General features: G+C 41.3%; 20 protein-coding genes. 16 read left to right on the forward strand and 4 right to left on the reverse strand.

All coding sequences use genetic code 11. The features are described 5' to 3' along the window. Positions 1-109 precede the first annotated feature (109 nt). The 10 genes from JOC28_RS00975 to rpsD all read left to right on the forward strand — a co-directional run bounded on the left by JOC28_RS00975 (position 110) and on the right by rpsD (position 11345). A complete protein-coding gene (locus JOC28_RS00975; protein ID WP_205008779.1) occupies positions 110-1807 on the forward strand; it encodes a hypothetical protein in 1698 nt (565 codons plus the stop codon). 143 nt (positions 1808-1950) lie between these two features. Further along, entirely contained in the window at positions 1951-3072 is a 1122-nt protein-coding gene (gene mnmA, locus JOC28_RS00980) for a tRNA 2-thiouridine(34) synthase MnmA (protein WP_205008780.1), read from the forward strand. A 99-nt stretch (positions 3073-3171) separates the two neighbouring features. After that, positions 3172-3792 carry a MarC family protein gene (locus JOC28_RS00985; protein ID WP_205008781.1) on the forward strand — a complete coding sequence of 207 codons (621 nt, stop codon included), beginning with the start codon at positions 3172-3174 and terminating at the stop codon, positions 3790-3792. Between the two features lie 142 nt (positions 3793-3934). Continuing rightward, positions 3935-4387, forward strand: a complete 453-nt coding sequence (locus tag JOC28_RS00990) for an NUDIX hydrolase (protein ID WP_205008782.1) — start codon at positions 3935-3937, stop codon at positions 4385-4387. Between the two features lies 1 nt (position 4388). Next, positions 4389-6287, forward strand: a complete 1899-nt coding sequence (mnmG, locus tag JOC28_RS00995) for a tRNA uridine-5-carboxymethylaminomethyl(34) synthesis enzyme MnmG (protein ID WP_205008783.1) — start codon at positions 4389-4391, stop codon at positions 6285-6287. A gap of 91 nt (positions 6288-6378) precedes the next feature. Further along, on the forward strand, positions 6379-8349 hold the full coding sequence (locus JOC28_RS01000) for a DHH family phosphoesterase (RefSeq protein ID WP_205008827.1): 1971 nt from the start codon (positions 6379-6381) through the stop codon (positions 8347-8349). Between the two features lie 3 nt (positions 8350-8352). After that, positions 8353-8805 (forward strand): 50S ribosomal protein L9, encoded by a 453-nt coding sequence (gene rplI / locus JOC28_RS01005; RefSeq protein ID WP_205008784.1) that lies wholly within the window; start codon positions 8353-8355, stop codon positions 8803-8805. Positions 8806-8876: 71 nt separating this feature from the next. Further along, positions 8877-10235, forward strand: coding sequence for a replicative DNA helicase (gene dnaB, locus JOC28_RS01010; RefSeq protein WP_205008785.1), 1359 nt, complete (start codon positions 8877-8879; stop codon positions 10233-10235). 11 nt (positions 10236-10246) lie between these two features. Beyond that, positions 10247-10537, forward strand: a complete 291-nt coding sequence (locus JOC28_RS01015; RefSeq protein ID WP_205008786.1) for a Veg family protein — start codon at positions 10247-10249, stop codon at positions 10535-10537. 196 nt (positions 10538-10733) lie between these two features. Beyond that, positions 10734-11345: a 30S ribosomal protein S4 gene (gene rpsD, locus JOC28_RS01020; RefSeq protein ID WP_205008787.1), complete on the forward strand. Its 612-nt coding sequence runs from the start codon at positions 10734-10736 to the stop codon at positions 11343-11345. A gap of 127 nt (positions 11346-11472) precedes the next feature. Here the strand turns inward: rpsD and JOC28_RS01025 are convergent, their stop codons facing one another. Then, positions 11473-11955: a TetR-like C-terminal domain-containing protein gene (locus JOC28_RS01025; protein WP_205008828.1), complete on the reverse strand. Its 483-nt coding sequence runs from the start codon at positions 11953-11955 to the stop codon at positions 11473-11475. 175 nt (positions 11956-12130) lie between these two features. Here JOC28_RS01025 and JOC28_RS01030 point away from each other — a divergent pair, with 175 nt between their 5' ends. The 3 genes from JOC28_RS01030 to JOC28_RS01040 all read left to right on the forward strand — a co-directional run bounded on the left by JOC28_RS01030 (position 12131) and on the right by JOC28_RS01040 (position 15783). Continuing rightward, positions 12131-14617 carry a YhgE/Pip domain-containing protein gene (locus tag JOC28_RS01030; RefSeq protein ID WP_205008788.1) on the forward strand — a complete coding sequence of 829 codons (2487 nt, stop codon included), beginning with the start codon at positions 12131-12133 and terminating at the stop codon, positions 14615-14617. A 92-nt stretch (positions 14618-14709) separates the two neighbouring features. After that, the gene (locus JOC28_RS01035; RefSeq protein ID WP_205008789.1) at positions 14710-15063 is read left to right on the forward strand and encodes a DUF1304 domain-containing protein; all 354 of its coding nucleotides are present in this window, start codon (positions 14710-14712) and stop codon (positions 15061-15063) included. Positions 15064-15177: 114 nt separating this feature from the next. Next, positions 15178-15783: an NUDIX domain-containing protein gene (locus JOC28_RS01040; RefSeq protein WP_205008829.1), complete on the forward strand. Its 606-nt coding sequence runs from the start codon at positions 15178-15180 to the stop codon at positions 15781-15783. A 33-nt stretch (positions 15784-15816) separates the two neighbouring features. Here the strand turns inward: JOC28_RS01040 and rpmG are convergent, their stop codons facing one another. The 3 genes from rpmG to JOC28_RS01055 form a co-directional block, all read right to left on the reverse strand. Next, positions 15817-15966 carry a 50S ribosomal protein L33 gene (gene rpmG, locus JOC28_RS01045; RefSeq protein WP_001265622.1) on the reverse strand — a complete coding sequence of 50 codons (150 nt, stop codon included), beginning with the start codon at positions 15964-15966 and terminating at the stop codon, positions 15817-15819. Positions 15967-15981: 15 nt separating this feature from the next. After that, entirely contained in the window at positions 15982-16164 is a 183-nt protein-coding gene (rpmF, locus tag JOC28_RS01050; RefSeq protein ID WP_000290414.1) for a 50S ribosomal protein L32, read from the reverse strand. 100 nt (positions 16165-16264) lie between these two features. Beyond that, the gene (locus JOC28_RS01055; RefSeq protein WP_205008790.1) at positions 16265-18115 is read right to left on the reverse strand and encodes an APC family permease; all 1851 of its coding nucleotides are present in this window, start codon (positions 18113-18115) and stop codon (positions 16265-16267) included. A gap of 214 nt (positions 18116-18329) precedes the next feature. Here JOC28_RS01055 and JOC28_RS01060 point away from each other — a divergent pair, with 214 nt between their 5' ends. From JOC28_RS01060 to JOC28_RS01070, 3 genes are all read left to right on the forward strand, one after another. After that, complete coding sequence (locus JOC28_RS01060; RefSeq protein WP_205008791.1) at positions 18330-19694, forward strand: PTS transporter subunit EIIC; 1365 nt, start codon at positions 18330-18332, stop codon at positions 19692-19694. Positions 19695-19941: 247 nt separating this feature from the next. Beyond that, positions 19942-21219 (forward strand): histidine--tRNA ligase, encoded by a 1278-nt coding sequence (hisS, locus tag JOC28_RS01065; protein ID WP_205008792.1) that lies wholly within the window; start codon positions 19942-19944, stop codon positions 21217-21219. A gap of 184 nt (positions 21220-21403) precedes the next feature. Beyond that, complete coding sequence (locus JOC28_RS01070) at positions 21404-22129, forward strand: MerR family transcriptional regulator (protein WP_205008793.1); 726 nt, start codon at positions 21404-21406, stop codon at positions 22127-22129. Positions 22130-22401: the final 272 nt, after the last annotated feature.

Here is a 22401-nt window from a genome sequence, read left to right on the forward strand (position 1 = left end):
ATATCTAGTTAATCATATTTTAAACTTTTAGTCAAAGAGATGTTGTAGTATCAAAGTTAGCAGTCTATATCTCTTATGTTATAATAGAAGAAGATAGAAAGGAAGGCACATGAAAAAAATACTAAGAACCTTAAGAGGTCACTATGTTTTACCTTCTATAATAATCTTTAGCTTTCTTCTCATCCTACCCCAGCTTTTGACTGGAGATGTTTTGATGGGATCAGATTCTATTTTTCATTATAATCGATTTTATGATGCTGCTATGCAAATTAAGGAAGGAAATTTTTCCTACTTCATCAGTATTTATGGTTTCCAGCAATCAGCTAGGATAGTCAATGCCATCTATGGACCTTTATTTGCTTATTTTCAAGGACTCTTAATTCTGCTTAGTGGCAATTGGTTTCGCTATCAACTCCTGTCACGTTTTTTGATTGGAGTCATCGGTGGTTCTTCTATTTATGCCCTTTTGAGACAAGCAAAGGTTAAAAAGTTCACCTCCTTGACACTTGGTCTCTTTTATATGACAACCTTTGCTATTCAGTATTGGACTATGCGCCAAGGTTTTTCAAGCTGGGGCGCAGCCATTCTTCCTTTCTGCTTTATTCCAGCTATTCGCTTTACTTTTTATAAGAAGGTCGAGCCGATTCGGTTAGCGGTTTCGGTTGCCTTGATTTTTCAGGTACATCTGTTAAGCGCTATGTTGCTTATTATGATGTATGTTCCTTTCTTCCTCTATGGTTTTATCAAGTCCAGTGATAGATGGCTTTTGATTCGAAAAGGTTTATGGTCAGTCTTTCTTTTTGCGATTTTGACAGCAAATGTTTGGGCAGTGCTAATCTATCTGAGATTACAGAATAAACTGCTGGATCCTTTTATCAATGAGACTATTGGTGTCAATGGTGTTGATGGCAATTCGTCCTATTGGCTCTTTACACCAGTATCTCTAGTTATTCTTTTGCTGGCTCAGTTGATTTATGTAGCGATACGTTTTAGAACGATGGCTAATTGGAAGAGGGTACTGCATCTGATTTACTTTTTCTTTATCTACCTGTCAACCAGCTTTTTCCCTTGGCAGTGGCTAGTCGATAATGGTAATTCCTTTGCTCAACTGATCCAGTTTCCATTTCGCTTTTTTGTTCCAGCAACGATCCTCTTATTGGTGATAACAGGTCTAACTGTCAACCGCTTTGTCAAGTGGCGACAAGTAACAACTTGGGTCTTACTTTGCTTTGCTTTTGTTGGCTTAGGACAGAATATCTTAACGACTGTTCAGCGAGCTAATAAGGCTGAGCAGGAGCAGTATGTCCTACAAAAAAGTAGACACGTTTATCTCAATGGGACTTATGACGAAATCAAGGAAAGCTTAACCTCTTCAAATATGAAGACCTTTCTAGAATTGATTGTCAAAACAACTCCTGACTATGTCCCAATTTATGGTATTCGAGGAACACAGAATACTTATGATTTGTACTATAATCGAATTGTTCTTAACAATGATAAGGTTGACAAAACTGTCAAGGGCAATCAATTGATTCTAACTTGGACTGCTAGTCAGGGGCAGGAAATTGAACTGCCAATTGTTAAGTATAGGAATACTCAGCTTGAATTAAACGGACAAGAATTGACAGCAGCTGACTATGATCTATCAGTTATCGGAACACCGACTGTCACTTCCAAAGAAGGAAAAAATCAGTTGATTGTAAGCTTTGAAGTTCCTCTGTGGTTATCAGGCTTGGTTATCATGTCCTTATTAGCATGGATCTTCTTGTCTTTACAACAGATTTACATAAGAACAAGGTTTGCGTGAAAGCGCAAGCCTTTTGCATTCCAGCTGAATCGTGTTATAATAGACCTTGCGCTTTGGCGCATCAAGCTCGACCTTCAAATCGATGTTTGAAAAACTAGACCCTTCAAGTCTATGTTAAAAAATTATTTGATGGGAGGATTATCATGACAGATAATTCAAAAATTCGTGTTGTCGTTGGTATGAGTGGTGGTGTCGATTCATCCGTAACAGCTCTGCTATTGAAAGAGCAAGGTTATGATGTGATTGGCGTCTTCATGAAAAACTGGGATGATACAGATGAAAATGGTGTCTGCACGGCGACAGAAGACTATAAAGATGTTGCTGCTGTTGCAGACCAAATCGGCATTCCTTACTATTCTGTAAACTTTGAAAAAGAATACTGGGATCGCGTCTTTGAGTACTTCCTTGCTGAATATCGTGCAGGACGTACGCCAAATCCAGATGTCATGTGTAATAAGGAAATTAAATTTAAAGCCTTCCTGGATTACGCTATGACTTTGGGAGCAGATTATGTGGCGACAGGTCACTATGCTCAAGTGACACGTGATGAGGACGGAACTGTCCACATGCTACGTGGTGCCGACAATAACAAGGATCAAACTTACTTCCTGAGCCAACTTTCTCAGGAGCAACTTCAAAAAACGATGTTCCCATTGGGGCATTTACAAAAACCCGAAGTAAGGGAAATTGCAGAGCGTGCAGGTCTTGCAACTGCTAAGAAAAAAGATTCAACTGGTATTTGTTTTATCGGTGAGAAAAACTTTAAGCAGTTTCTCAGCCAATATCTCCCTGCTCAAAAAGGTCGTATGATGACTGTTGACGGTCGTGATATGGGTGAACATGCAGGTCTGATGTACTACACTATCGGTCAACGTGGTGGACTTGGTATCGGTGGGCAGCATGGTGGTGACAATCAACCATGGTTTGTTGTCGGAAAAGACCTATCACAAAATATTCTTTATGTGGGACAAGGTTTCTATCATGAATCACTGATGTCAACTAGCCTTGACGCTTCCGTAATCCATTTCACACGTGAAATGCCTGAAGAATTCACACTTGAATGCACAGCTAAATTCCGTTATCGTCAACCAGATAGTAAAGTAACTGTCAAGGTCAAAGGTGATAAGGCAGAAGTCATTTTTGCAGAGCCACAACGTGCCATTACACCAGGTCAGGCTGTTGTTTTCTACGATGGTCAAGAATGTCTCGGTGGCGGTATTATCGATCAAGCCTATAAAGATGGTATCGCTTGTCAATATATTTAAAAATGGTGGATTGAATAAAGGCTAGGATAGAATACAAGTCGCTTTGATGAGCATAGGTTCTATTCCTTTGTCAAACTACTATACTAAGTGAGGGTGGACATGGTATCTCAATTTCTTTACGCATTTATGGCCTTTTTTGCCATTATGAATCCAATTTCTAATTTGCCTGCTTATATGGCATTGGTAGCAGACGATAGTCAAAAAATCTCTCAAAAGATTGCCTTTAGGAGTCTCTTGATTGCTTTCATTATCGTTGTCATTTTTGTCTTTTCAGGTGAGCTGATTTTTAAGGTTTTCGGTATTACCATTGAATCTTTCCGAGTAGCAGGTGGGATTCTGGTAGCGATTATTGGCTATCATATGATTAATGGCAATCATTCACCTAGTGCTAAGGGAATGCCTGCAAATGATGCCAATGCTGATCCTCTGTCTGTTGCTATTTCTCCTTTGGCAATGCCTCTCTTTGCTGGACCAGGAACCATTACAACGGCTCTTAGTCTTGCTCACGGCGGATTGAAAAATCAGCTCATTACAGTCCTATCTTTTGCAAGTCTAGCTATCATTACTTATCTACTGTTAAGAAATGCCAAGGAAATCTCTAAACTCTTAGGAGATAACTTGATGAAAATCATAACAAAAATGATGGGACTCATCCTCTTTACCATTGGAGTTCAAATGGTTATTTCTAGTGTGCAAACCTTATTTGGTTTACATAGTTGATAAGGACATTTATTGACAAGAACCCCTATTTTGATATAATAGAGGCACAATTAACATGATGGTCAAAGCTCATGGGAATTGTAGGTTTTTTGACCTGCAATTTTCGAGAGTTTTGGCTCTTTTTGTGTAGAAAGAGGCTGGCATGGATTTTCGAACAAAGGTTGACAATCAAGTTTACGGTGTTAGAGCGACAGCTTTGCTTGTCAAAGAAGGTACGATATTATTGGTAAAGCAAGGTAACCAGTATAAAACGATTGGTGGTGCTGTTAAAGTCAGTGAGACGTCTGAGGAAGCTGTTGTCAGAGAGGTCAAGGAAGAACTTGGCATAAGTGTCAAGGTGACAGATTTGGCATTCGTGGTTGAAAATCGCTTTACTGCTAATGGCTTGAATTTTCATAACATTGAATTTCACTACCTTGTGGAGCCATTGGGGGAGGTTCCTATGAAAATGGTGGAAGCAAATTGTTCCTATCCTTGCGAATGGATTGCTTTTGATCAACTTGTTAATATAGACATCAGACCCTCTTTTTTAAAAACAGAGTTACCAAACTGGTCTGGACAGATTAGACACATAATAAATAGAAATGAGAACTAAAATGACACATGATTTTACAGAAAGCTATGACGTTATTGTCATTGGTGCAGGGCATGCTGGTGTGGAGGCTAGCTTAGCTGCTAGTCGCATGGGGTGTAAAACCCTGCTTGCGACGATTAACCTAGATATGTTGGCCTTTATGCCATGTAATCCGTCAATCGGTGGTTCTGCCAAAGGGATTGTTGTCCGTGAAATTGATGCCCTAGGTGGTCAAATGGGACGTAACATTGACAAGACCTATATCCAAATGAAAATGCTCAATACTGGTAAAGGACCTGCCGTACGTGCTCTTCGTGCTCAAGCAGATAAGGCACTTTATTCGCAGGAAATGAAAAAGACAGTTGAAAAGCAGGAAAATCTGACTCTACGTCAAACCATGATTGATGATATTTTGGTTGAAGATGGTCAGGTAGTCGGCGTTCTGACGGCGACTGGTCAAAAATATGCAGCCAAGGCAGTTGTAGTCACAACAGGTACAGCTCTACGTGGCGAAATCATTCTTGGGGATCTCAAATACTCATCAGGTCCAAATAATAGCCTAGCGTCAGTGACCTTGGCAGACAATCTCAAAAAACTAGGTCTTGAGATTGGTCGTTTCAAGACGGGTACACCTCCTCGTGTCAAGGCCTCGAGCATTGATTATTCAGTGACGGAAATTCAACCTGGTGATGAGAAGCCAAATCATTTCTCATTCTTGTCAAAAGATGAAGATTACCTGCAAGATCAGGTACCGTGTTGGTTGACTTATACTAATCAAAGCAGCCACGATATTATCAATAAAAACCTGCATAGAGCACCAATGTTCTCCGGTATTGTTAAAGGTGTGGGGCCCCGCTATTGTCCATCAATCGAAGATAAAATCGTTCGTTTTGCGGATAAAGAGCGCCACCAACTTTTCCTAGAGCCAGAAGGGCGTGACACAGAAGAAGTCTATGTTCAGGGCTTGTCGACTAGTCTTCCAGAGGATGTGCAAAAGGACCTTTTACACTCTATCAAGGGGCTTGAAAAGGCTGAGATGATGCGTACAGGTTATGCTATTGAGTACGATATTGTTTTGCCACACCAGTTGCGTGCAACGCTTGAAACCAAACTGATTTCGGGACTTTTCACAGCTGGTCAAACTAACGGGACTTCAGGTTATGAGGAGGCTGCTGGTCAAGGACTTGTGGCTGGTATCAATGCTGCGCTCAAGGTGCAAGGTAAACCTGAGTTGATTTTGAAACGTAGCGATGCTTATATCGGTGTTATGATTGATGACTTGGTAACCAAGGGAACTTTGGAACCTTATCGTCTCTTGACATCACGTGCTGAGTACCGCCTCATTCTTCGTCATGATAATGCTGATATGCGTTTGACTGCTATTGGTCGTGGAGTTGGTCTGGTCGATGATGAGCGTTGGGATCATTTCCAAATCAAGAAAAATCAATTTGATAATGAATTGAAACGTTTGGACAGTCTGAAATTGAAACCAATCAAAGAAACCAACGAAAAAATTCAAGCTCTAGGTTTCAAACCACTGACAGATGCCATGACAGCTAAAGAATTCATGCGTCGTCCTGAAATCAATTATGATGCAGCCGTTGCCTTTGTAGGTCCTGCGGCTGAGGATTTGGATGCTAAATTGATTGAGCTTCTTGAAACGGAAATCAAGTATGAAGGCTATATCAATAAGGCTCAGGATCAAGTTGCAAAAATGAAACGAATGGAGGAAAAACGTATTCCTGCTAATATTGATTGGGATGCCATCGATTCTATCGCAACAGAAGCTCGTCAGAAATTCAAAAAAATCAATCCTGAAACCATTGGACAAGCCAGTCGTATTTCAGGTGTTAACCCAGCCGATATTTCGATCCTTATGGTTTATTTGGAAGGAAATAATAAGGCGCGTCGCAAGCCTTAAGCTCGTAACCAAAATGTAACTTGGAGTCAGCTGTGAATGCTACTTTTTAAGCCTTATTTATGGTATAATATACGGGTTTAAGAGGTTAATGATGAAAAAATTTCGTTTTGAGACAATCCATCTGGTTTTGATGGGAATGATTCTCTTTGGATTATTAGCTCTTTGTGTGAGAGTAATTGGATCACAGTCGGCCCTAATCATGATTCTATTTATGACTATGGCCTTTGTTATAGCTCTGCTCTATTACCAGAAGATGAGCTATGAACTGACAGAAGCAGAGCAGATTGATCTGCTAAATAGCCAGTCGGAGTTGAGTTTGAAGACTCTTCTTGATCAGATGCCTGTTGGGGTTGTTAAGTTTGATCTTGAGACAGATGCAATTGACTGGTACAATCCCTATGCAAAGCTAATTTTTTCAACTACTGAGTCTGGTGATTTGGACCTGGATGCTGTGGCAGAGGTGATTGCAGGGTATAAGAATGCAACTGCTAATCACACTCTAGAAATCGGTGGCAATCGCTATGCAACCTATATTGATATGACATCAGGGATTTTCTACTTCTTTGACAGCAGTCGCAAGACAGAGGCCCTGCCTAGTCTGAGTGCCAGTCGTCCCGTGATTGGTGTTATCTCAGTTGATAATTACGATGACATTATCGATGATATGATGGACTCTGATGTATCGCAGTTAAACAGCTTTATTGCGACCTTTATTTCAAAGTTCTCCCAAGAGCGTCATATTTTCTACCGTCGTGTGGATATGGATCGTTTCTATTTCTTCACGAATTATGCGGTGCTTGATGATTTGATGTCAGATAAGTTCCAGGTTTTGGAACAGTTTAGAGCAGAGTGTCAGGAACGTAAGCTTCCATTGACACTTAGCATGGGGATTTCTTTTGGAGATGATAAGCACAATCAGATTGGTGCTGTTGCTCTCCAAAATCTTAATATTGCTCTGGTACGTGGTGGTGACCAGGTTGTTGTTAAAGAAAACGACGATCAGAAAGAACTGCTCTACTTTGGTGGAGGTACGGTATCAACGGTTAAACGTTCTCGAACAAGAACTCGTGCCATGATGACAGCTATTTCAGATAAGCTGAAAACCGTTCAGTCGGTTTATGTTGTGGGACATCATCACTTGGATATGGATGCTCTAGGCTCTGCTCTGGGGATGCAGTTTTTTGCCAGTCAGGTTGTTCCTGAATCTTATGTGGTTTACAACCCAGATGAGCTGAGTCCTGATATTTCTAGGGCTTTGAGTCGTATTCAGGAAGATGGTCAAACCAGTCTCATTAGTATTGATGAGGCCTTGCCGAAGATCGATAAGCATTCCCTTTTGATAATGGTTGACCACTCTAAGCTGTCGCTGACCCTGTCAAGAGAGCTTTACGATAGGTTTACAGAGGTTATCGTTGTGGATCACCATCGTCGTGACGAGGATTTTCCGAAAAATGCAGTGCTGACCTTTATTGAAAGTGGTGCTAGCTCTGCAAGTGAATTGGTAACGGAGCTGATTCAGTTCCAAGCTGCCAAGACAAGATTGACCAAGTTACAGGCAAGTATCTTGATGGCAGGTATTATGCTTGATACCAAGAACTTCTCAACACGTGTGACTAGCCGTACCTTCGATGTGGCTAGCTACTTGAGAACGCTGGGAAGTGATAGCATCGAAATCCAGTCCATTCTGGCAACGGATTTTGATGAGTACCGCTTGATCAATCAATTGATTTTGAGCGGTGAGCGAATCGGTGCTAATATTATTGTGGCTAGCGGTGCTGACCAGCAGGTTTACAGCAATGTCATTGCAAGTAAAGCAGCGGATGCCATGCTAGCTATGGCAAATATTGAAGCAACCTTTGTTATTTTTAAAAATTCCCAAGGGAAGGCTGCGATTTCAGCTCGAAGTCGTAGTAAAATCAATGTTCAACGAATTATGGAGAAACTGGGCGGTGGTGGTCACTTCAATCTAGCAGCTTGTCAGATTGAGGGAATGACTGTGACAGAAGCCAAGCTATCTCTTATTGAAACTATTGCAAATGAATTGATTGATATAAAGGAGTAAATCATGAAAGTTATTTTTCTACAAGACGTTAAAGGTAAAGGTAAAAAAGGCGAAATCAAAGAAGTACCATCAGGTTACGCTCAAAACTTTTTGATTAAGAAAAACCTTGCCAAAGAAGCAACAAGCCAAGCAATCGGCGAGTTGAAAGGAAAACAAAAATCAGAAGAAAAACACCAAGCAGAAGTCTTGGCAGAAGCAAAAGCTTTGAAAGTTGAACTTGAAAAAGAAGATACTCGTGTTCAATTTACAGAAAAAGTTGGTCCTGATGGTCGTACTTTTGGTTCAATCACAGCTAAGAAAATTGCTGAGGAGTTGGAAAAACAATTTAATATCAAGATTGACAAACGTCACATCGAGCTTGCGCAGCCAATTCGTGCTATCGGTCTGATTGAGGTTCCTGTAAAACTTCACAAGGAAGTGTCAGCAGAAATCAAATTGTCAGTTAAACAAGCATAATCATCAGAGGAATTCAGCGAGAATTTCTGGCTAATGTTTAAAAATCAAATAGAAAAGGAGGTAAACGAAAAGTGGCAGATGCACCAGAGTTGCGCGTGCAACCGCAAGATTTAATTGCAGAACAGTCTGTTTTGGGCTCTATCTTTATCTCGCCTGATAAGCTGATTATTGTGCGTGAGTTTGTAGAGCCAGATGATTTTTACAAGTATTCACACCGCATTATTTTTCAGGCGATGATTACCTTAGCAGATCGTAATGAAGCTATTGATGCGACGACTGTTCGTAATATTTTGGATAATCAAGGTGATTTGCAAAATATCGGTGGCTTGTCTTATATAGTTGAGCTAGTCAACAGTGTGCCAACCAGTGCCAATGCGGAGTATTATGCTCAGATTGTTGCCGAAAAGGCTATGCTGAGACGGATTATCTCTAGCTTGACAGAGACTGTCAACCAAGCCTATGAGGGCTCTAGAGATTCAGAAGATATTATTTCTGGTGCTGAAAAAGCCTTGATTGATATCAATGAGCACAGCAATCGATCAGGTTTTCGTAAGATTTCGGATGTCCTAAAGGTCAACTATGAAACCTTGGAAATTCGTTCGCAACAGACTAGCGACGTCACTGGTTTACCGACTGGCTTTAGAGATTTAGACAAGATTACAACAGGTTTACACCCTGACCAGTTAATTATCTTAGCAGCACGTCCTGCGGTCGGTAAGACCGCTTTTGTTCTGAATATTGCTCAGAATGTCGGCACCAAGCAAAACCGTCCTGTTGCCATCTTCTCTCTGGAGATGGGTGCTGAGAGTTTGGTTGACCGTATGCTGGCTGCGGAAGGTATGGTTGATTCACACGCTCTGCGTACTGGTCAGCTAACTGAACAGGACTGGAACAATGTTACCATCGCCCAAGGAGCCTTGGCGGAAGCACCTATTTTCATCGATGATACCCCAGGTATCAAAATTACGGAAATCAGGGCTCGTTCACGTAAGCTGGCTCAAGAAGAGGGTGGTCTTGGTTTGATTGTTATTGACTATCTCCAGTTGATTACAGGGACTCGTCCTGAAAACCGTCAACAAGAGGTTTCAGATATTTCGCGTCAGCTGAAAATTTTAGCCAAAGAGTTAAAGGTGCCAGTTATCGCCCTCAGTCAGTTGTCTCGTGGTGTTGAACAAAGGCAGGATAAACGACCTGTCCTATCCGATATTCGTGAGTCTGGATCAATCGAGCAGGATGCGGATATTGTTGCCTTCCTCTACCGTGACGATTACTATCGTAAAGAAGGTGAGGAAGCGGAAGAAACTGTTGAAGACAATACCATTGAAGTTATTTTAGAAAAAAACCGTGCTGGTGCGCGTGGGACGGTCAAGTTGATGTTCCAGAAAGAGTACAACAAGTTCTCAAGTATCGCACAATTTGAAGAACATTAAAGGAGAATCTTATGAGTGATGCATTTGCAGATGTAGCCAAAATGAAAAAAATCAAAGAAGATGTCAAAAACCATGAAGGACAATTGGTTGAGTTGACACTTGAAAATGGTCGTAAACGTGAGAAGAACAAGATCGGTCGTTTGATCGAGGTTTACCCATCTCTCTTTATCGTTGAGTACAATGATATTGGTATTATGGCAAATTCTTATGTTGAGTCATATACTTACTCAGATATCTTGACTGAGAAGACTTTGATCCGCTACTTGTCAGCAGAAGAACAGGCTGAACTTGAAGCAAAATAAAGCAAAAAGGCTTTACAGAGCCTTTTTTTCGTGTTATAATTATCTTTGTGTGAAATAATAGCAGAGCAAAATGAAGCTCGTCAACAGGAGGTCAGCTATCTAGTAACCTTTGCTGTTTGGGCGAAGATCTTCTGAACGAATCAGGTTTGCTTAATTCATTATTTCCTCAAGAATATTTTAGAGGAGGACATTATAAATGTCACGTTATACAGGTCCATCATGGAAACAATCACGTCGCCTTGGTTTGTCACTTACAGGCACAGGTAAAGAATTGGCACGTCGTAACTACGTACCAGGTCAACACGGTCCAAACAACCGTTCAAAACTTTCAGAATACGGTTTGCAACTTGCTGAGAAACAAAAACTTCGTTTCTCATACGGTTTGGGTGAAAAACAATTCCGTAACTTGTTCGTACAAGCTACTAAAGTAAAAGGTGGAACACTTGGTTTCAACTTTATGGTTCTTCTTGAGCGTCGTCTTGACAACGTTGTTTACCGTCTTGGTCTTGCAACTACTCGTCGTCAAGCACGTCAATTCGTAAACCACGGTCACATCCTTGTTGACGGTAAACGTGTTGATATTCCATCATTCCGCGTTGAAGTTGGTCAAGTAATCTCAGTTCGTGAAAAATCAGCTAAAGTTCCAGCTATCCTTGAAGCAGTTGAAGCTACAGTTGGTCGTCCAGCATTCGTATCATTCGACGCTGAAAAACTTGAAGGTTCATTGACACGTCTTCCAGAACGTGATGAAATCAACCCAGAAATCAACGAAGCTCTTGTCGTTGAATTCTACAACAAAATGCTTTAATTTTAAAAAACATTTTACAAGAAGTCCACTTTTGTGGGCTTTTTTGTTTTTGCGAAAATGATTCGAGATGGAAGTTTGCTTTCTTACTATGAAAAAACCTTCTGATTTCAAATCAGAAGGAATCTCTTTATGGAAGGAATTTTAAGAGAAGGTCTGTCATTTCTTTGGGACTTTCTTTTTTTCCCTTATCCACCCAGGCTTGGAAGATACCGAAAACTGCTTGGGAGAAGTAAATAATCCCATATTCACGTTCAGTAGCATTGAGGTCAGTTCGACCAAAGCGATCAAAGGTATCACGGTCAATAAAGCGTTTGACCTTGTTAATAATAAAATCTCTGAGCTCGTTTGAGCCATTATTACTGATTAGGGCGCAAAGGAGCTCTTCTCTCTGAAATAGGACAAAGATATCATTTAGGGCAGCCCTTTTATCACTATGATGCTGATTAAAAATATCCTCAATAAGGCGAAATAGTTCCTTCTGATAGCTATCAATCATCTCATATTTATCTCTGTAATGGGTATAGAAACTAGAGCGACTGATTCCAGCTGTCTGAGCCAATTTAATGGTCGTAATGTCATTAAATGATTGACTCTGTAAACAGGTGACCATAGCTTCTAAAATAGCTCTCTTAGTATTTTCTTTTCGTTTATCCAAGTGATTCACTCCTTTATGAACATTTTTAGACAGCTTGTCTAAAAATAGGTTCTTTTTCTTGATTATTCAATCTAGCATTGTATAATAAGTATATCAAAATTTAGACATACTGTCTAAAAAGGAGAAGAAGATGTTTTCTAAGTTAAAAACATTGTTAAAGAAACCCATGGTTTGGATTACCATGATCGGTGTTTCATGTTTACCAGCTCTCTATAATCTTAGTTTCCTGACTTCCATGTGGGATCCTTATGGTAATTTGAAGGATCTTCCAGTGGCTATTGTTAATGAAGATAAGGCAGCTAGTTTTAATGGAAAAACCATGACAATCGGTAAAGACATGGCTGAGAATCTTGAAAAAAGTGATAGTATGGATTTCAGTATCGTGTCAGCAAAGAAAGCCGAGGAAGGTCTTGAATCTGGAAAATACTATATGGTTATCACTTTACCAGAGGATTTATCAGAGAAGGCTGCTAGTCTCTTGACTGACAATCCAGAGAAAATGACGATTGAGTATGAGACTTCTAAAGGGCGCAGCTTTGTTGCCGCAAAAATGAGCGATTCGGCAGTTACAAGTCTAACGAAGAAAATCTCAGCTCAAGTAACTGGGACTTATACAAAGGCTGTCTTTTCAAGCATGTCACAGCTCCAAACAGGAATGGCAACTGCAACTTCTGGAGGTGAGGAGTTGGTCGCAGGTGCAGATAAGTTAGAAGCAGGAGGTCAGACCTTGTCGTCAGGCTTGTCAACCTTATCTAGCTCTACAACAACCTTGGCAAGTGGTGCTACTAGCTTAGATTCAGGTCTTGTAACCTATACAGGCGGTGTTTCGCAGCTAGCTTCAGGAATTTCTACCTTGTCATCAGGTTTAACAACCTATACCAATGGTGTTTCAACCTTGGCAAGTGGTACCAGTCAATTAGATAGTAAATCAGAGACTCTTGTATCTGCTGTTGCCCAGCTCAAGTCAAGCTCAAGTCAAATTCAGACCCTAGTTGATGGTGCAAATCAGTTAAATAGTGGTCTTAGTCAATTAGCTTCAGCAACAGGTTTGTCAGAGGAACAATCAAGCCAAATCAATAGTTTACTTACAGGCCTACCTCAATTGCAAGCAGCAATTAGTCAGTTGAACACAAGTCTATCGTCAATGTCGATGGCGTCAGCATCTGGCAGTATCGATACAAGTAGTATCACTTCAAATCTGACAGATATGGCAAGTCAAGCGCAAGCTATTTTGTCTGCAGCGGAGTCAGATAAGGCTGCTAGTCTAGCAGCAGTACAGGGAACATCAGCTTATCAATCAATGACTGCTGACCAGCAGGATGAAATCACATCAGCCTTGTCAAATTCAGAGTCATCAGTTGCCAGCTATGCTCAAACTATTTTGACAGACATTTCAAATATGTCGTCAGCTCTATCAAGTTTGCAGTCAGCTATGCAGACTGTTCAGGCAGCAAGTGGTCAATTGGTAAGTCTACAAGCAGCAGTTAGTCAAATTGATTCCTCTGCTTCAGTTGCCTTGCCAGGTGCAGTTTCTGCCTTGACAAGCTTGTCAACAGGATTGACACAGGTAAATACTGCTCTCAATAGTCAAATTATACCAGGTAGCAGTCAAGTTGCTTCTGGAGTTACTCAAGTTCAGTCATCTCTATCATCAGGTGCTGATCAATTGTTAGCAGGTGTTGAGGCTTACACTAGCGCTGTATCAACTATTAATAGTGGGGCGCAGCAATTGGCCGCAAATAATAGCCAGCTTAACTCAGGTGTCGTAACTCTTCAATCAGGCGCTTCAACGCTTAATGCGAACTCAGCGCAGCTAGTTAGCGGAAGTAGTCAACTTGCAACTGGTGCAGGTCAACTAGCTAGTGGAGCTGAGCAATTGAACACAGGGTCAACTAGTCTTGTATCAGGACTCGGAACCTTGTCAAGCGGCGTGTCAACCTTGACTGATTCTCTCAGCAAGGCTAGCCAACACCTTTCTCTCGTTTCAGTCGGTGATGACAATGCTACTGCAGTGTCAAGTCCTGTGTCTAGCAAGAAAACAGACAAGGATAATGTCAAAACTAATGGGGTGGGACTGGCTCCTTACATGATGTCGGTTGCCTTGATGGTAGCGGCACTTTCAGCCAACGTTATCTTTGCTAAGCACTTGGATGGTAAGGATTTCGATTCTCGTTGGGATTGGGCTAAGAGCAAGCTCTTGATTAATGGAACCATTGCGACTTTGGGTGCTGTGATTCTCTATGGTATCGTTAGATTGGTTGGAGTTGATCCTAGCTTTAAATTGGAGACACTAGGTTTCACTATCTTGATTTCCTGGACCTTGATGGCACTTGTGACCGCCCTTATCGGCTGGAACAGTCGCTTTGGTTCATTTGCAGCGCTGATTGTCCTGCTTTTACAGTTGGGATCTAGTGCGGGGACTTATCCGATTGAGCTTAGTCCAAAATTCTTCCAAGTTATTCAACCTTACCTTCCGATGACTTATGCAGTGTCAGGACTTCGCCAGACGATTTCTATGACAGGGCAGATTGGTCAGCAGTTAGGAGTGCTATCTGGCTTCCTTCTAGCCTTTATGCTTTTGGGACTTCTGGTCTATCATCCAGAAAGTCAGGATTAGTTTCGTTGGAAAATAGCAGAGCAGATTATTTGCTTTGCTATTTCTTATGAGCTAGACTAGAACAGTTAAGAAATTTAAGAAAAGGAAAAATCATGTCAATTATTACACTTATCTTGGCTATCTTGGTAGCCTTGGAACATGTTTACATCATGTATCTCGAAACATTTGCTACACAATCTGATAGCACAGGCCGTGTTTTCAATATGTCTAAGGAAGAACGCCAACGTGATTCAGTCGACAAACTCTTTAAAAATCAAGGGATTTACAATGGTCTGATTGCCCTCTTTATGCTTTACGGTATCTTTACAGGCAACGTGACTGTTGTGACTATTTTCCTATTAAATGTTGTTTTTGCAGCAGCCTACGGCGCTCTAACAGCGGATAAGAAAATCATCTTGACTCAAGGTGGTTTGGCAATCTTGGCTCTCATCAGCCTACTCTTTTAAGCTAAAAATCCATCTAGTTTTTGCTAGATGGGTTTTGTCTTTTAACATCAAAAAGTTGACCAAATCTCCTAACTTCTGTAAGATGAAGGGGATAGAAAGCGAGTAAACATGGATATTAAAGCGATTTTAGAAAACTATACTCCAAAGCCTTTGGGAGAGGAGTCACGCTATGCGGTTTTTCTTCCCCTCATTTGGGATGGTAAGGACTGGCAGGTGCTTTATCAGGTGCGCAGTCAGCATATTTCTCAGCCTGGTGAGGTTTCCTTTCCAGGTGGGCGCGTGGAGGCAGGCGAGACCTATCAAGAGGCTGCCCTGCGTGAGACGGTAGAGGAGCTCAACCTTGCTCCCAGCCAGATTGATATTTGGGGAGAGATTGACTATTTCGTCTATCAGACCAGAAGTATTCATTGCTTTGTTGGTCAGCTTAAGGTGGACAAATGGCAGAGCATCAAAGCAAATGAAGAGGTTGACCGCCTCTTTACAGTAGCTTTACGAGATTTGCTAGCCCATGAACCAACCTATTATGAGCTAAAAGCTGATGTGAAACTGGATAATCAGTTTCCCTTTGACCGCATCAGAAATGGGAAAGACTATGGTTTCAGTCATCAAAATCGTAGCATTCCTTTTTATGAAGCCTTTCCAGAAAATATCTGGGGCATGACAGCCCAGTTTACACACCGCTTTACAGAGATTTTAAAAGAAAACAACAAAAAAGCCTAGAAACATGAGTTTCATAGGCTTTTTTTAGTTCAATTATTTAACCTCTGTGAAAACAACGTGTTTACGAAGTTTTGGTGAGTATTTTTTCAATTGAAGACGGTCTGGAGTGTTACGTTTGTTTTTTGAAGTAAGGTACAAGCGTTCACCAGATTCTTTGTGTTCAAGTGTAATATTTACGCGCATGGTATCTCCCTTCTATTATTTAGCTTCGTTAGCTTTAGCGATTTTACGTCCTTTGTAGTATCCTTTAAGTGATACACGGTGTGAACGTGAGTAATCTCCAGTAGTTTCGTCAAATTGTACTGATGGTGCAGTCAATTTGTAGTGTGTACGACGTTTGTTTTTCTTCGCTTTTGAAGTGTGACGTGCAGGTACTGCCATTTTTTTGTTTCCTCCGATTAATTTTTAATGTTCTTGATTTTCATCAACTGTACCATAATAACACAACTTTTTTGTAAAGTAAAGTTACTTGACAGATTTTTTAGTCTTTTAAGTGGAAGGAGTAAGATGCGATGACAATATCCTCATTCCAACGTAGATAGTATTTCAAGCGTAGGCTCATTTGGTTGTGAAGGAGATTTTGCCAAGATTTTTTAGGGACAAACTGTGGGATTAGGACCGTTAGGGTTTCTTCTTTCTCACGGGCTTCTTGGCTAGCTTGACGGACATAGTCCACAGTTGGTTTGATCACATCACGATAGCTGCTGACAACGTTGACCAACTCTAGACCAGGAAACTCTCTCTGGAATTCTTCCTGGAGCTCAGCGTCCTTATCTTTTGTTTCTGCGGTTGAGACATGCAGAGCAGTCACGTTGTCTGTCAAAGATTGAGCATAGCTGATGGCTTCGATACTAGCCTGTGTCAGATTTCCGATGAGGACCAAGACACGGTTACCTTTGTAGTGGGTAACCTTGGCTTGACTTTCTTGAATGCGGAGCTGTTTAGCAACATTGGTGTAGTGGCGTTTGATAGCGTAGAACATTACCATAAGAACACCGATAATTGGGAAGAAGAGCCAGATGTCTGCAAGGCGGAATACCAAGAGAATGGCAATGATACCATAACAGATAAGGGCACCAACGACGTTTGCGCTAGCTTTTTTGAGATAGTTTTGTGGGCTCTGCTTTTTCCAATAAAGGACCATACCAGTTTGCGCTAAAGCAAAGGGAATGAAAACACCGATTGTGTAGAGGGGAATCAAGCCTTCGGTTGAACCGTTTGAGGCTAAGAGTAGGACAATGGCACCTACGGCTAGGGTAATAATTCCGTTTGAGTAGCCGAGGCGAGCACCTTTTTCAAGGTAGAGATGGGGCATGTATTTATTCTTAGCCATGTTAAAGGAAAGAATAGGAAAGGCTGAGAAACCAGTATTGGCAGCGACAGCCAAAATCATAGCAGTAGCAAGCTGGAAGATGTAAAAGAGAACCTGACCAATCATGCTTGAACCAAAGACTTTTTGAGCAATCTGTGCCAAGATAGTGACCTTGCTAGAAGGCAAAACTCCCAGCCAGTAGTTGAGGAAGGTGATTCCGACAAACATGAAACCGAGAATGGCAGACATGATGACCAAAGTCTTGACGGCATTTTTCGTTTTTGGCTTTTTGAAAAATGGCACAGCGTTTGAGATGGCTTCGACCCCTGTCAATGAAGCAGATCCGCTGGTAAAGGCTCTAAGGAGAAGGACGATAGACATCCCAGAAATAGATTGTCCAACATGAGCCGTTGCTGCATAGTCCAGTTGACCTGTTAGAATTTTAAAAATCCCAAAGACCAAAAGGAAAATGGTTGAAGCGATAAAGAGATAGACTGGTATAAAGAGAGCTGAAGCAGACTCTTGAAGTCCTCTCAAGTTCATCAACATAAGAATCAAAACCAGAACAATAGAAATGGTCAGATTATAGGGATGAAGCTGTGGAAAGGCTGAAGTGATAGCATCCGCACCTGATGAAACGGATACGGCAACGGTCAGCATGTAGTCAATCAGAAGACTCCCTCCAGCTAGTAAGCCCAGGCTAGGATTGAGATTTTCAGTTGAAACCATGTAGGCACCACCACCGCTAGGATAGGCGTGGATAACCTGGCTATAAGAAATAGTCAAGCTAATCAGCAAAATCAAAACCCCAATACCGATAGGGAGTGACCACCAGATGGCTGCAGCTGACAGGGCGGTAAGAACGAGAATAACCTGCTCTGGACCGTAAGCGATAGATGACAAGGCATCACTAGACAACATAGCGAGGGCTTGAGATTTACCAAGCAGATGCTCATCTCCAGCTCCGTCGTCTGACTTTAGGGGAGACCCTAAAAGGACGTTTTTTAGTTTTTCCAACATCCTAAACATTCCTCCAATAAATGCAATATGAAGGCATTATAGACTTATTATTGCGGAAAAGCAATCATTTTAAATGACAATTAGATTAAAAGTGCTTCTATTCAGAGCGGTTATAGTTAAAAACTATGGGAAAGCATAGAAAATATATATTTTACGCCTATAATCTTTTAAGGTAAGATAGTTTTAAAATCAAATGAATGAAAAAGAGGTTTTTATGAATTATCAAGAACTAGCAGATATCATTTTAGAAAAGGTCGGTGGCAAGTCCAATGTCACAAGTCTGACTCACTGTGCGACTCGTCTTCGTTTTGTTTTGAAAGATGACAGTCTGGCAGATGATGAGACAATTAAGGCGACCAAGGGAGTCGTTGGTCTAGCTAAGAGTGGCGGTCAGTATCAGATTGTTATTGGTTCTGATGTGCAGAGCGTTTATCGTCCTTTGACAGAACTATTGGATCTAGATGAGTCTGGTCAACAGCTTGAGGAGACTGATAAGGCAGAAGGTCTAGGTCAGAAGATTCTAGCAACTATTTCTGGGATTTTCACACCGATTCTTCCTATCATTACTGCAGCGGGTATGATCAAGGCAGTGCTATCACTCCTTGTCGTCTTTAAAGTTGTAACGGCAACGGATACTAACTATCAGATTCTTAACTTTATCGGTGATGCTGGTTTTTATTTTCTTCCTATTTTCCTTGGTGGAACGGCTGCGCGTCAATTTAAGTCAAATCAATACTTGGGTATGCTGATTGGTGCTATTCTCTTGCACCCAACGTTCACGACCTTGGTAACAAGTTTGAAGGAATCAGGAGATAGTCTTGCCCTGTTTGGTCTTCCTATTAGTCTTGTTTCTTACTCATCAACGGTTATTCCAGTTATCTTGTCTGTATGGTTTATGGCATACGTGGAACGTTTTGCGGATAAGATTTCACCTAAGGCAGTTAAGTTCTTCCTTGTTCCAATGATTACAACCTTGGTGACTGCAGTCATCGCTTTGGTTGTGATTGGTCCCTTGGGCTCTATCTTAGGTGACTGGTTGGCAGCTTTCTTCACTTGGTTGGAAAATTTCGGTCCATGGGTAGTGCCTACCTTGGTTGGTGTCTTCTCACCTTTCCTTGTTATGACAGGGACTCATTATGGTTTGGTTTCGCTCGGTATCAACAATCGTATGACTATTGGTTACGATACGATTGCTCAACCAGGGATGTTGCCATCTAACGTTGCACAAGGTGGTGCAGCGCTAGCTATTGCCATCAAAACCAAAGATGCCGATAAAAAAGCCCTAGCTTCATCAGCTGGTATTACAGCCATTTTTGGTATCACTGAGCCAGCCCTCTACGGGGTAACCTTGCAGAATCGCGCTGCTCTTATCGGTAGTATGGTGGCAGGTGGTATCGGTGGTTTCTTCTTGGGAATTATGGGTGCCCGTAACTTCTCAGGCGGTTCACCAGGTCTTCTGACGGTTGCGGCTTATATCGGTGACAATACACTCTATTATTTCTATGTTGCCTTGGCAGGGATTGCCTTGTCTGTCCTTATCGCATTTGTTGTGACCTTTATTCTTTATAAGGAAGATTAGTCATGATTGTGGGAGTGGGTTGAATTTTCAACCTGCTCTTCTTTTTCTATCGAAAAATGTTTGAAAACGTGGTAAAATATAGGGGATTACGAGAATAGAGAAAGGAGAAGGTCTGCAAACCTGTCAGGGAAACTGAACACGGTCGGAAAAGCTCGGAAAATAGATAAATCGTCTTAGAAATCAGGATTTCTAGCCGATTTCCTAATTTTCAATCGCTTTTTCTGTGCGACCTTTGTATCTTATTATTATGAAACTTCAAAAGCCTAAGGGGACGCAGGATATTCTGCCTCTTGAGAGTGCTAAGTGGCAGTATGTTGAAAATGTTGCACGTGAAACCTTCAAAAAGTACAACTATGGTGAAATTAGAACACCTATGTTTGAACACTATGAGGTCATTAGTCGTTCTGTTGGTGATACGACTGATATCGTGACCAAAGAGATGTACGATTTCTACGACAAGGGTGACCGTCATATCACGCTTCGTCCAGAAGGTACGGCTCCAGTTGTTCGCTCTTTTGTTGAGAATAAGCTCTTTGCACCTGAGGTTCAAAAGCCTGTTAAGATGTACTATATCGGTTCAATGTTCCGCTATGAGCGTCCTCAGGCAGGTCGTCTTCGTGAATTCCACCAAGTCGGCGTAGAAGCTTTTGGCTCTAGCAATCCAGCGACGGATGTTGAGACCATGGCTATGGCTTACCAGCTCTTTACAGAATTGGGGATTAAGGACATCACGCTTCACTTGAATTCATTGGGAAGCCCAGCGAGTCGTGCAGCCTATCGTCAAGCATTGATTGACTACTTGACACCAATTAAGGACAGTCTTTCAAAAGATAGCCAGCGTCGTTTGGAAGAAAATCCGCTGCGCGTGCTAGATTCTAAGGAAAAAGAAGATAAGATTGCGGTTGAAAATGCTCCATCTATCTTGGACTATCTTGATGAAGAAAGTCAAGCTCACTTTGATGCCGTTCGTGAGATGTTGGAAGCCCTCAATATTCCTTATGTCATTGACACCAACATGGTGCGCGGTCTTGACTACTATAACCATACGATTTTTGAATTTATCACTAAGGTTGATAAGTCAGACCTAACTATCTGTGCAGGTGGTCGCTATGACGGCTTGGTTGAGTATTTCGGTGGTCCTGAGACAGCTGGTTTTGGATTTGGTTTGGGTCTTGAGCGCCTACTCCTTATCCTTGACAAACAAGGTATCCAACTTCCTCTTGAAGAGAGCTTAGATGTTTATATTGCAGTTTTGGGCGATGCGGTTAATAGCAAAGCGCTTGAGCTTGTTCAAGCTATCCGTATGCAAGGTTTCTCAGCAGAACGTGATTACCTTGGACGCAAGATCAAGGCACAGTTCAAATCAGCAGATGCCTTCAATGCTAAGACAGTTATCACCTTAGGAGAAAGTGAAGTGGAGACTGGACAAGTCACTATCAAGAACAATCAGACTCGTGAGGAAGTAACAGTAAGTCTAGAGGAAATCAAGTCAGATTTTGCTACAATTTTCAAAAAAGTAAACTAGGTTGACAGTAAGTTGACACAGTCCAGTCCAGTTAGACCACACGTCTGCTGGGCTTTTTTTCTAAGCTCTGCTATTTTTCAAAAAATACCTAGGGTTAGGGCTTGTAAGTGACCTAGAGTTATGAGCTAAGATGTAAGAGAACAGAAAAAAGATTTTCTGTATCTCAATAAAGGAGGTGAAGGAAATGTCGCAAAGCTATTCGACTGGAGAAGTTGCAAAACTGGCTGGCGTAACAGTCAGAACAGTCCAATACTATGATCAAAAAGGGATTCTTAGCCCTAATGATATTAGTGAGGGTGGACGACGGATTTATAGCGAGGAGGATCTGAGAAATCTACAAGTCATCGTCTTTCTCAGGGAACTAGATTTTTCCCTAGATCAGATTCGCCGTTTCATGGCTGAAGAGTCAGCGGATAAGACTTTGGAGTTGCTTTTGCAGGAGCATATCTCAGACTTACAGAAGGAGAGAAATCAATTAAAAAGCAAACTTGACATGTCTGTCAATCTACTTGACAAGGTCAAAAGTCAGGGCTCTACTTCTCTCGAATCTTTGGCAGATATTTCACTTACCATGAAAAATCAAAAAGCTTGGCGGAAATTGCAATGGAAAATGTGGGCTTTATGGCTCCTCTTAGTCTTACTATTGACAGGATTGAGTTTGTGGCTAGGCAGCGGTGCTTATAGGTGGATCATTCTACCACTTGTAGTAGTATATCTGATCATAGCTATCTGTATGGCAAATTGGTATAGAAGTCGAGTTGCCTATCTCTGTCCCAACTGCCATCAAACCTTTGAACCTTCTTTCAAAGAATTTACCTTGGCGGCTCATACTCCTAAGACAAGGCGATTAACCTGTCCTCATTGCCACAGAAAATCTTACTGCTTGGAATTGGCGAAAGAGAAAGAATAGCTGTTAAGCAAGGAATGTACTTTGTGTTTATCAGAGATTGAAAATAAGGTTGACCTACAAGGAAATAAACGCATATATTCTACTATTTAAAAAAATACCTAGGGTTAGGGCTTGTAAATGACCTAGAGTTATGAGCTAAACTGATGATGAACAGCAAAGTCTTTCTGTATCTCAATAAAAGGAGTCATTATGAATATTTATATTTTACTACCTCTCATATTGCTATTACTATCTTATATTTTATTTTTAATTTTAGACATTTTAAGTCATAA

The sequence above is a fragment of the Streptococcus loxodontisalivarius genome (assembly GCF_016908645.1).
Taxonomy (GTDB): domain Bacteria; phylum Bacillota; class Bacilli; order Lactobacillales; family Streptococcaceae; genus Streptococcus; species Streptococcus loxodontisalivarius.